Consider the following 12060-nt stretch of genomic DNA (forward strand, 5'->3'; position numbering starts at 1 on the left):
GATCTGATAATCGTCGCCAAACTAATACCAAAACCACGGATGAAGCCTGTGACGATTATCGCTATAAAACACCAATTAATGCAATTCTTCAGTGACGTTTCTTTGCAAAAAATGGCGCTTCGCTGCGGGTTTATTCAGCGCGTGAGAAATATCGAGCCTCATACGCTTATTCTCAGTCTTATCACAGCGCTCAGTTCGGGGAAAGTGACGTCTATAGCTCAGCTACACCAAAAATTTAATGGCCTGTGCCCCGATGAAAAACAACACGTTAGCTACCGTCCTTTTTATAATCAGCTACGGAAAGCGGCTTTTGTTGAATTTGTCAAAATATTGGTCAGGTTTGCCATGGCACAATGGGCTGAAAAGCACCTCGTCCTGCCCAAAAAACTCGCCAAATTTCAAAATGTTATTTTACAGGATGGCAGTTCATTTAAAGTCCATTCGGCACTGGCTGATGTTTTTCCTTGTCGATTTCAGGCAACCGCAGCGGCAGTGGAATGTCACATGACCTTGTCATTATTAACCCAGTCTCCCGTGAAAATGGCTGTTACTGCAGATACCGCCTCTGAGCGGACTCACCTGCCTATTCCGGCAACATTGCATGACCAATTATTATTAGCGGATGCCGGTTATGTCGATTTTGAGTATTTTGAACAACTCTCACGCTCAGGCGGTTCGTTTATTGTGCGGGGCGGTAAATCGCTTAATCCCCAAATAATCAGGGCACGCAATGGTCAGGGAAAAATCTTATCGAAGCTGTCCGATAAGCCCCTGAAATCCGTGACACGCAGAACGAATCGTTCTGAGGTGTTGGATCTGATTTGTCGGCGTAATGGCTATGAGTTTCGCCTGATCCGCCGTTGGTTTGCTGAAGAAAAACGTTTCTGTCTCTGGCTGACTAACTTATCAGTCGAGGAATTTACAGCCAATGACATCATGGATATTTATCGTTGCCGCTGGCAAATAGAACTGTTGTTTAAAGAACTCAAATCACACACGAACTGGCACCGGTTTACGACACGAAAAGAAACGTTGGTCACGGGGCTTATCTGGCTGAGCTTATTAGCGTTGTTGCTCAGACGCTCGCTGGCAAGGCGATTATTCCCAGCGGTTTCACTGCTTAAAGCGGCCCAAAATACGGAGATCTGGTTAAAACCCATAATAGAAAATCTCCTCCAAAGGGCATGGTCGGAAACGTGTTTTTGGCTGGAAAAAGCCAAAGCCTATTTATCCCAGAATGCATTCAAAACACCGCAAAGAAAGTCGTCTAAAAACAAAACATTGGATGCGTGTTTTGAACGACTTAATTCTTAAGATCCTGTATATGAGCCACACTTACGCCCGTATCTTCTTGCATAATTTCTTGATGAGCCTGGGATTTTATGTTCTTTCATCATGTCTTTTATATTGCTCTGAAGATCCTTTTGGCTGAAGTTTGGATTTTGATCAAGCCATGATTTCCACTGATTATTCCATCCTGCATCATGAACATTAATATGTTGAGCATTTGGAATTCGTGAAATTTGACGATGAATGTAATCTGTTGGGTTTGAAATTCCGGCTACTTTCATTTGGAACATAAAAGCATCGTTTTTCATCATTGCTTGGGGTATTAGATGATGCTCTCTCATTGAAGCAGGGCCATAACGATTTCTCCAAGCAGAAGTCGTTCTGAACATTCCTCCCGCTGTAGAACCTGTTATTGTTGGGGTTAGCCCCAGAGGGTCAATCCACGACACCGGATTCGGCACGTACGCATACAGGTTCAGACCCCCTGCTAATCCAATCGGATCAGGCGAGAGGTACTGTCCCGTCTCTGGCGAATAATACCGGAACCGATTATAAAATAAACCGCTTTCTTCATCTTCATATTGTCCACAGAACCGAAGATTGCAGCTGACCGTTTCCTCTTTCCGCACTGAGACGGTCCAGAACTCCGGTTCGCCCCAGGTGAACAGCCGCCCGGCCCAGGCCAGTTTTCCTGCTTCCGTTAATATTTCCCGCGGGGTTCCCTGATGGTCACTGACCACATAGTGCAGTTGCCCCTGTTCATAACGCGCCGAGGGGGTCAGTTTTCCCGGTTCATATAACCAGTGAATGCTGTGCTCATATCCCACGGTGCCGTCTGCATACACCGGCGTCTCTTCTATCAGCTGGTCACCACTCCACAGGTAATCGTATCCGATAATCGCCGTCGGTTTCAGTGTCAGGTCCGGCAGTCCGTCCAGCCACCGTTTCAGGTTGGTGGCTTCCAGCGTGCTGTCCACTTCCTTGCGTTTACTGATACGCCGGCCAAAGGCATCATAGCGATAGCGCCAGCGGGTCCCTTCCGGCGTGATAAACCCGGTCAGCTGGTTATGCGCATCCCAGTGGTAACAGAATGTCCTTGACCGGTACTGATATTTATGGACGGTTTTTTCCACCATTCGGCCATTTTCATCATAGCGGAAGGCGTTATCTCCACGGCGTTCCATCCGGGCCGCCTGATACTCCTGATATTCCTGACGCACCGGTTCGTTCATATATTCCGGTATTCGCTGGTAGTGACCGATATTCTGGTTAGCGTCATAAATGAACTGCTCTTCACGCGCCCAGGGGGTGCCGCTAAAGATAGCCGCCACTATCTGGTCGTTGGCGTTGTACCCGTAACGGGTTTCCTGCCAGCGGTCGTCTTTTATGCACTCGACATGGTGCGCCTGCGTGTAATACCAGTGACGGTTCACTTCACTGCCAAACGGCGGATGATGCGGGTCGGCTTCCTGCAATGCCTGCCTGAATCGTGCGGAATTGCGGCCGGCCGCCTGATGCGCCAGCAACCCGGCAGGCGTGTGATATTGCGCCTGAATAAAGCCGGCGTCACTGCGGCGCACGGTTTCCTGTCCCAGGCCGTCATATTGAATATCCAGCGGCGCGTGGCCTTCCAACCCAAAACGGGTGACCTGACCTGGCGGGCCATAGTCCCAGTGCAGGGCCGGCAGGTTGTTCCCCTGCCGGCTGACCGGTAAACCGCTCAGGGTATCCCACTCATGGGTCACCGTCCGCCCGTTAATCGTTTCTGCCGTCAGGTTGCCCGATTCATCGTATTCAAATGCCACCACCGCATCCGGGTTGGTGGCGCGGATAAGCTGGCCGGCGTCGTTATAGTCGTATGTTGTGACCGAAACCCGCTGACACTGTTCATCTTCTTCCTGCCAGACTTCCTGCCGGGTAATGCGGTTTTCCGGGGTGTAGCACCAGCGTAAGAGTTGATTATTCGGGTAACGGGCGGTGATGCGGCGTCCGGCGTTATCGTACTGATATTGAATCGTGCGCCCGGTAAAATCAGTTTCACCGATAATCCGCCCGGCCCGGTCACGGGTGTAACGGTAGGTCTCGCCAGTGGCGTTAGTCACCGCGGTCAGGCGGGTCAGTCTGTCGTAGGCAAAGGTGAGGGCCGTCCCATCCGGGCGGGTGACGCGGCTCAACAGGTCAAAGGCGTCATAGGTATACCGGGTGGTGCGCCCGGCACCGTCGGTCACCGCTGATACGCGCCGCTCACTGTCGTAGTCAATCGTCTGGCGAACCCCGTCCGGTAAGTGGATTTCACTGACACTGCCCGCCGGGCTGGCATGAAAGGCACTGTGGTGATAGCGGGTCTGCTGGTTATGGGCATCGGTGACGCTCAGGAGCCGGCCCAGTCCGTCAGAGGCCAGTTGCGTGGCGCAACCGTTCGGGGCAATCACTTCACTTAATTGCTGCTGTTCATAACTGTAATGCCAGTGGCGACCATCGGGCAGGACATGGCGCAGGATTTCACCGTGCTCCCCGTGCCGGAACTCTTCCCGCCGGCCCTGCGGGTCGGTGACCGCGTCCAGATTACCCCGGTCGCTGTAGTGAAATCGCCAGCTTTCCCCGTCCGGTGGTGTGAGCCGGGTTAGCTGTCCGTATTCGTCGTAGTGGTAAGCGGTGCTGTCTCCCGCCGGCGTAGTGAACAGCATCAGTTCCCCGTACGGGCTGTATTCAAATGTGGCAGTCCGGCCCAGCGGGTCGGTTTCCGCGACTTTGTGACCAAAGTCCCACCGGGTCAGGGTTTCATGACCAAGCGGGTTTATTGCCCGGGTGACCAGCCCGTCCGCGTTATATTCGTACCGGGTACATCCGCCTTCGGCATCAAAATAGGTGGTCACCCGATGTTCGTCATCATAGTCAAAACGGTCCTGCCAGTAGCCTTGCGGGGTGGTAAGCGCGGTTATCCGGCCCCGGGTGTCATAATGCAGGGTCACGTCGGTTTTATCGGTGTCATGCCAGCGGGTCATGTAGCCGGGCGGGCTGTATTCATGCCACAAATGATTAAACTGAAACGACTCACATTCTGCCAGGTAACCCTGGCTGTCATAGCGACAGGTGACCAGTCGCTGGCGCTGCCCCTGATGCAGCCAGTCAATGGCGGTCAGTTGCCGGTGTTCATAGTGCAACACCAGTTCCGCGCTGTCGGCATGGACGATATCCGCCAGGCGGCCGGTCTCATCGTAACGAAACACGGTCCGGTTGCCGTTGCGGTCTTCTGTCGTTGACAGGCAACGTTTATCGCCCTGTCTCTGAGTAAAACTCAGGGTGTGCTGAGTGCGGCGGTTAAACAGGTGCAGTTCACCGCTCAGTTGCCCGTACAGCAGATAATGACCGGCATACAGGTTGACCGAGAAAACGTGTTCTGTCGGGGTGTGGAAGGTGTAAATCACGCCTTCCGCGTCGGTGAAATGGGTCTCCTCGCCGTCCCGTCTCAGGTGTTGTGACCAGTCATCCGCCCATTTGGGGCCGAACAGCCCGGAAAAGTTCGCCGTCGAGCGATACACCCGGTTCAGCGCCAGCGGCAACAGCCCCGGCAGGGCGAGCACCGGCCAGACCTGTAAGAAGTCGCCGGTCGCCACATCCACCGGGTCACTGGCACTGGGCGTTGTCTCGGTTGCTTTGCCGGTTTTTTTCACCGAGGGGGTGGGTTCTGCCCCCGATTTCGCTTTCTCGGCGTGGCCTTTTCGGCCAGGCGGTAGCGGCAGGGCGCCGGCAATGGCAACCAGCCAGCGCAGGTCTTTGTTGCTTTCGGTCAGGATAGTCAGGGCATTACCGGTTTCGCTGGTCACGGCAAGGGAGGCGGCACCACTGTTGATATTGGCGTCACAGGTGGTGCGGTGGCCTGAGCGGGCAATCGGTTTGCCGTTGGCAAATACGGTTTTTGCCCCTTCCGCAATCACTATCGGGCCGGGGTGGTCGCTGCACACAATTTCGTCACCCTGACGGGCCACCGGCTGGCCTTCAAAAAAGACATTCGGGGAGCCCCCGATAATCGTGCCCTTATTGGCACCATACTGTCCGAGTGCCGCCCCCGCACTGCTTATCACCCCGCCAACGTAGCCCCCGGCGAGTCCCGCAGCCGCACCGGCGACCACCGCTAACGCCAGTCCACCGGTTGCCACCGTTAATGTGGCAATCGTCACGGCGGCCAGGGCCCCCAGTAACACCCCACCCAGCGCCCCCCATAATGCGGCGCTTTTGTTCTGATGGGCAATCGCATCCCCTGTCCGGGCCGGCACCTGGCCTTCGGTGGCAATGGTGTGATGGCCGAATAAGGACATGACTCCGTGGGTCACCGTTGTGCCGACTTCATGGCCAATTTGAGCGCCCAGTTTTCCGGCGGCCACCCCCGCTGCCAGCGGGAGTAAGGCGGGCGGCCCCCCGACACCGGCGGTATACATGCCCGCTACCGCCAGCGAATGGTATTGAAAATCCTCACTTTCCAGATAGTTGAGCACCGTATCGGCGGGCGAAGTGCCTTCTGTTGGTGGCGGGGTATTGTCCTGCCGGTCGGTCCCGGTGGGGCGGGCGCGTTGCGCGGCCCCGGCCCCCAGCCAGGCCATCATCAATAAACTCATGGTAATTTACTCCCGGCGGTGATTAGCTGTCATGGCGACGGGGCTGAAATGAGGTCATCATGGCCTTCATCTGTTCATGCTGGGCCGGCGTCATGGTCCCGGCGCAGGTGCCGGTCAGGATGATTATCTGTTCCGGCAGATGAAGCAGCATCATCAGTTGATGAAGCGGGCCCTGTGGCGAGGTCCAGCTGAACTCGGCGGTGACGGTGGTCATGCCGTTCAGCTCCCCGGTTTCCTGAGCGATAACCTGATAGTTTTTCAGTTTCTGGCCGAGTGAGTGGATTTCCCGTTCAGCAAACTGGGTAAAATCAAGCCCCCAGGGCAGGGTATCGCGGGACAGGGTGAAACTGCTGCCGTGGGGGTCATCGGCGCTGCTGAGGACGAGCATGCTGACATCCTGCCAGTCGTGGGGCACGTTTACCGTGCCGGCATTGAAGTGGAACGGGATGAAGCGGGTTTCCTGAGTCATGATGGGGTCCTGATAATTATTTTAAGGTGTTGGGGGTATCCGGGTTACTTGTTCATATTGATGTTGCCGCCCAGCACCATGACGCCGCTTGCGTTGATTTCAATACTGTTGGCATCCCCGCCAAAGACGAGTTTGAGGCTCTCTTTGGTCATCACGATTTTTCCCGCGCCGACCGTCAGCGTAATATTGTCGCTGGCTTCATACAGCTGAGTGCCGTCTCCCGCTTTACCGGCGCTGGCCTTGACCTGTACCTGATTGGCTTCGGTGCTGCGCAGCTGGCAGATGGTTTCCATCAGGTTACCTTGTTGAATGGCTGTTTTTTCATCCCCGGCCTGAACCGTAATCTCCCGGTCGGCGGTTTCTACGGTCAGTATCTGGCGATGTTTCACCCGGGTATGCATATCCCGTTGCGCGTGCAGCGACAGCGCTTCACTGCCTTTGGCATCCTCAAAACGCAGTTCGTTATAGCCTTCGCCCTTGTGGGTTTTTGAGCGGAAGGCCATCTGGGTTTTGCTGCCCGGCAGGGTGCCCGGCGGGAGGTTGCTGGCATGATACGTTCGCCCGATGACAATCGGCTGGTCCGGGTCACCGTTGAGAAAGTCCACCACCACCTCCTGACCGATACGCGGGATGGCCAGCATGCCCCAGCCCTGACCGGCCCACGGTTGCGTCACCCGTATCCAGCAGGAGCTGTGGTCATCACTCTGGCCGTCACGGTCCCACAGGAATTGCAGCCGGATACGGCCGTATTTATCACAGAAGATTTCTTCGCCGGCCGGGCCAACGACTTTGGCTATCTGCGGGCCGTCCATTACCGGTTTGCGCGCCGGCATCGGACGCCAGTGCTGATGCGCCGGGATAAAGGTGAACTGGTTGCTCATGATGGTGCCTGACTCTCCGCCAGCCTGTTCCAGCGCCTGCGGCTGGCTGCCGTTGTGGGAGACGCTGACCAGCTGCCAGAGCTGGTTGAGGTCATCGCGGGGATGGTCAGTGAGGGTGAACAGCACGCCCGGCTGCATCGCGGCGTGGTTACTGTCCCCGTGGCCGGTCAGGGCGTCATTGCGCAGGGCTTCGAGCCGGTAGCGGGTGAAATCGGCACCGTGCTGCTCGTCTTTGAAGCGGCCGGGGAAATCGAAGTGTTCATAGCCGGTGTGCTGGAGGTTTTGTTCCCGCATATGGTGGCGAAACTCGGCGGCCCAGACCGGGTTTTTAAAGGTGTAGTCTTTGAGCTCGACAGAGGCCGGGCGGACCTGCGCCTGCCGGGTCAGGGTGGTGACGCACAGCTGCGACGCGTCGGTCGCTTCACCGGGGTGATAGGGCAGGACCGGGCCTGTGGCGAGGGCACCTGCCACGTCGGCGAACACCAGGGTGTTTTTATTCTCGTTGAATTCAAAGAAGTAAAACAGGCCTTCTTCGGCGGTCAGCCGGTGCAGAAAGTCAAAGTCGGTTTCCCGGTACTGGACGCAGAATTCCCGCTCCGGGTGCGGATGGCGCAGGCGGAACACCACATCGCGGACGCCGCTCTCTTTGAGCAGGGTGGTGAGGATGGTTTTGATATCCTGCCGCTGAAAAATCCGGGAATTCTGGCGCAGGGTGGTGCGCCACATATCGGGGCGGAGGGTCATCTCATAGCGGGTCTGATGTTTGCCGGTGTTGCCCTGAACAAAGCGGGCGACCATGCCGGTGACGGTGCGTTCGATGTTGCCGGCGCGCAGGATGGAGAGGGTGGCGCTGTTATCGAGGACCGCAGAGAAATCAATGGCCGGGTCGGCGCTGGCTAAACTGACGTTCAGGCTGAAAGGGGTGGAGAAGGCTTCATTGAGTGAAAAGCCGGCGACGACAAAGGTTTCAGGCGGTAATTCACCGGCCGTGAGGGTAAAGAGTAAGCCGCCGGCGCTTTGCGTCTTTAGCCGGTCGGCAAGGTGTTTAGCGCCCGATGGTCTGGGTGGATTTTTCTGGAATGACATCACGTCCCCTTAATTTTTCATGAGGATATTCAACGCACGGACCCTCGGTCCGGCGGTTTTTTGCGTGTAGTCATTAATAATCAAGGGGGTAAACAGACCGCCTTGGGAAAGCATATGAAGCCAATGAGGTGGCTAGCAGTCTGTTGCTGATAGTCTTGGTGATCACCTTCATTGAGTACATCAAGCAGGTAACCTGGGCTGTTATGCATTGGTTACCGAAGAGACAGTAACAATAAATAATACGCCAGTTTTATCTGTTTAATATCTGATCGGTAAAATATAACAAAAAATTTACGGTGTCTCGTTTGTTTGGCTGGCTAATATCCGATCAGTTTTAAAAGTGTGACGTAAATCACGAAATATCTTCCAATAATTTACCTAAATAACCGGAGCTTTACATAGCATCATTTGAACCACACAACAGATGTCAACATTCTTCTGGGGAGCTAACGCCCCCCGGAAAACGGCACCCCATACCGATAATAACAATCGACATATTCTCGCTTTTCATCATATTGATATCCATTGTGATATTCTTTACTCCGATCAGTCGATTACCAAATTATTGTGCTTATTTATCAACACCAAATCGTCGGACTGGGAATACATTTCGGCGGATGCGGAGGTAATCCCGGTGTCATCAATGATTGATAGCTGATACCACTATTCAGTAACTGATAACGCAAACCACTTGGGCAGGTGGTGGCACCATCCATCGCCTGAGTGATATCCATTGTCACCCCAAAAGCGATATTAACCGGTTGTAATGTATTGTCAGCCGCAGTGCGGATGATACGTAATGGCGATCCACCACAAACTTGCAGATGGTTATTGCCGACCTCACTAACCTGAATCACAATGAAGTTACAATATCCTCGGTAACTTAGATCAGTATCCGGCGGCTGGTTGGAGATAATCCAATATTGATCATTTTGTTTTTCGATGATTTTGGCATTAGACAACAGGCTATAGCCGTTATCGGTAAATACCTGACGCAATTCCTTTGATATCACGCCACTATCTAATGAACTCATCAGCTCAAGCGCCGCACTGAACAAGGGAACACCTGCCAACTTATTACCCGCTTCTTCAAACGGCAAAGCCACTGCACCATTAGTCAAATTAGCACCGGTTAGTTTAGCTTCAGTAAAGATAGTGCCCTGAATTGAAGCAAAGGCCAGAGATGCCGGTTTAAGACCTTGGGTGGGTTCCAGCATTGCCTTGCTAAAGTTAGTTCCCACCAGATTGGCATAGGATAAATTCGCCCCATATAACCGCGCCTGAGTGAAATTCATGGTGGCTAAGTTCGCATTCGACAAGTTGACCTGTTCCAGATTGGCGTTGTCGGCTCTGGCGTTGCTGCCGTACCAATGAACGCCGGACATATCAACCGCATAGAGATTAGCGCCAGTCAGGATAGCATTAGGCATAAACGTGTTGGCAAGAATCGCAGCATTGCCACCATTGTCTTGTGCAACATCTAATTGCCCATTCTGACGGTGGATAAATAGCGGTTTACCCTCATGTTCGACCAACCAGTTTTGGCCTGGCTGACGAACCAACACCTCCGTCCGGCCGTTAATCAGCGCCTTACCCTGATACAACCGCTGACGTAATTGTTTGGGTAGTTGCTGGTTATCCAGCGACTGAGTATCGGCTTCATCCAGATATGTCACTGTGGATAAGGCCCCAAATTGAGCACCGGTCAGATTAACATTCTCCAAACTCGCATTGGACAAATTCGCACCCACTAAAGAAACATTACCCAAGATAGTGGCACCAGCTAGATTAGCGCCTACCAAAACAGCTCCATTGAGTGATGTATTATCCAAATTCGCCTTCTTCATCGATGCCATCAGGAATATGACCTGATCCAACCTCTGCTTACTCAGATTGACCCCATCCATCTGTGCTTGAGTAAAATCAGTCTTAGCGGTAATCGTGGCATCAACCAGATCCATCTCTGTCAGTACCGCCGCTAATAAGGTACTGTCGCTGAGGTTTAGTTGGTTATAACCAGTGGTTAACGATAGACGGGCATTGGTCAAATTAGCGCCACTGAAATTAACATTATTGATATTCGCCCCGGTAAAATCAGTCCCCACTAACGTGGCTTGATTAAAATCCGAGGCCTGCAAGGTGGTATTTTGCAAATTCACCAACGTCATGATTGCCTTGGTAAAGTTGCAGGAAGCCAGACTGGATCCGCTGAGATCAACATTAACCAGATTTGCCTGAGATAAATCGGCATTCTCCATTATCACTGAAGGTAACACTGCACCAGAGAAATCCGCACCGGGCGCTTTTAGACGATTCAATACCGGTTGACCACCACTGCTCTTACAACCACGGAAAATGGCGTTCGGTAGCTCAGCGTCAGGCATATTGGTATTACCACCCACGATACACTTTTCAAAAAGCGTATTTTTACCATGAATACTCGTTAGATCAGTTTTGCTCAAATCACAACCACTAAAATTGCAACCATCAGCTTTGACATTAGTTAAATCAGTGTCAAGCAATGTCGAACCACGCAGGTCAGCATTGGACAAATCGACGGCCATCATCACCATATCATTCAAATTTTCTTCGGCAAGATAAGCTAAGCGCAGATCTGAGCCCATCGCTCCCCAATCTTTTAGAAATTCCAAGTCTTTTGTCACGATAGTACGAGTAAATTGGGCTGTCTGGGGCGGATTGTCACTGACCGCCTGCCAGACCAACCCAGATTGTTGCGCCACCAAATAGCTGTTGCCACTGCTACTGATACGACACAGGCGAAATCCAGATCCCATCTTTTCCAACCGGATCTCGGCAACCGCGCCATTGCGCGATTGATTAGCTTGAGGTGTATTACCGCTCGCGGCCAAGTATTGACCATTGCCCGCCTGTAACCAAAAGTGAGTAATGCCATAAGCATTAATCATTTGGTTTATCGCCCCTGATTGCTTGGCTGAAAGGCTGAGCGTACCATCCGCCTGAACAGTAATCAGTTGGCCAGAAGCCGCTGCAAATTGCCATTTACCGGCAAAAGATCTGGATTCACTCATGTCATTATCCTCTTGATTGAACTATAGAAACCTTTCCAGCTCTCCCGGCCTGACCACCACTGGCGCTAATACCGCCACTGCCATATCCCCCATCGGGTGCATGTGAACCATCACCATTTACACCACCGCGCCCAGCAATCCCCCCAGCGCCACCTGGCTGTCCGACGCCGCCATCCCCGCCATCAGAAGTGGCAGCTACCGGTTTCGGTAAGCTAGTCTGGACATATCTGACCCAAACATTACCGCCATCGCTGCCATCACCGCCATTGCCTCCATTTCCACCATTGCTACCGTTACCACCAGTACCCCCCGGCATCCCTGACGATGATGAACTACCACGGCCACCATTACCGCCATCACCACCATTGCCGCCATAACCCGCCGTACCACCATTACCGCCACTACCGCCACTATTGCTAATACGCACCACACTCTGTACGTCAAAAAGATGACAACGCAGGGCAAACCACCAGCCAGAACCAGATTGACCATCCAGGCCATTCTGACCGGGTTGACCATCACCACCTCGGCCACCGGCAGTGGGTGGCTTGTGGCGAGAACCATTCTGACCATCAACACCCCGTTGACCATCAGCGCCATTGGCTCCATCAGCACCATTCACGCCATTAGTACCCAAAATTTGAATATCTGCGTCCATAACTCCTCCT

6 protein-coding genes are annotated in these 12060 nt (G+C 53.4%); 1 reads left to right on the plus strand and 5 read right to left on the minus strand.

Going from position 1 to position 12060, the window contains the following annotated elements; translation table 11 throughout:
* Positions 1–48 precede the first annotated feature (48 nt).
* Positions 49–1314: an IS4 family transposase gene (locus tag ACUN2T_RS18525; RefSeq protein ID WP_323840803.1), complete on the plus strand. Its 1266-nt coding sequence runs from the start codon at positions 49–51 to the stop codon at positions 1312–1314.
* Here the strand turns inward: ACUN2T_RS18525 and ACUN2T_RS18530 are convergent.
* From ACUN2T_RS18530 to ACUN2T_RS18550, 5 genes are all read right to left on the minus strand, one after another.
* Positions 1311–5906 carry an RHS repeat-associated core domain-containing protein gene (locus tag ACUN2T_RS18530; protein WP_445494473.1) on the minus strand — a complete coding sequence of 1532 codons (4596 nt, stop codon included), beginning with the start codon at positions 5904–5906 and terminating at the stop codon, positions 1311–1313. The genes ACUN2T_RS18525 and ACUN2T_RS18530 overlap by 4 nt on opposite strands.
* 22 nt (positions 5907–5928) lie before the next feature.
* On the minus strand, positions 5929–6375 hold the full coding sequence (locus ACUN2T_RS18535) for a DcrB-related protein (RefSeq protein ID WP_445493691.1): 447 nt from the start codon (positions 6373–6375) through the stop codon (positions 5929–5931).
* A gap of 44 nt (positions 6376–6419) precedes the next feature.
* The gene (locus ACUN2T_RS18540) at positions 6420–8342 is read right to left on the minus strand and encodes a type VI secretion system Vgr family protein (RefSeq protein ID WP_445494474.1); all 1923 of its coding nucleotides are present in this window, start codon (positions 8340–8342) and stop codon (positions 6420–6422) included.
* Positions 8343–8920: 578 nt separating this feature from the next.
* On the minus strand, positions 8921–11392 hold the full coding sequence (locus tag ACUN2T_RS18545; protein WP_445494476.1) for a pentapeptide repeat-containing protein: 2472 nt from the start codon (positions 11390–11392) through the stop codon (positions 8921–8923).
* A gap of 4 nt (positions 11393–11396) precedes the next feature.
* A complete protein-coding gene (locus tag ACUN2T_RS18550; protein WP_445494477.1) occupies positions 11397–12050 on the minus strand; it encodes a hypothetical protein in 654 nt (217 codons plus the stop codon).
* Between the last annotated feature and the right edge of the window lie 10 nt (positions 12051–12060).

Source organism: Photorhabdus machadonis (assembly GCF_052657765.1).

Excerpts from the sequence above, each read along its gene's own strand:
- ACUN2T_RS18530 (WP_445494473.1), bottom strand. The coding sequence starts at position 5,906 with ATGAGTTTATTGATGATGGCCTGGCTGGGGGCCGGGGCCGCGCAACGC.
- ACUN2T_RS18535 (WP_445493691.1), bottom strand. The coding sequence starts at position 6,375 with ATGACTCAGGAAACCCGCTTCATCCCGTTCCACTTCAATGCCGGCACG.
- ACUN2T_RS18540 (WP_445494474.1), bottom strand. The coding sequence starts at position 8,342 with ATGTCATTCCAGAAAAATCCACCCAGACCATCGGGCGCTAAACACCTT.
- ACUN2T_RS18545 (WP_445494476.1), bottom strand. The coding sequence starts at position 11,392 with ATGAGTGAATCCAGATCTTTTGCCGGTAAATGGCAATTTGCAGCGGCT.
- ACUN2T_RS18550 (WP_445494477.1), bottom strand. The coding sequence starts at position 12,050 with ATGGACGCAGATATTCAAATTTTGGGTACTAATGGCGTGAATGGTGCT.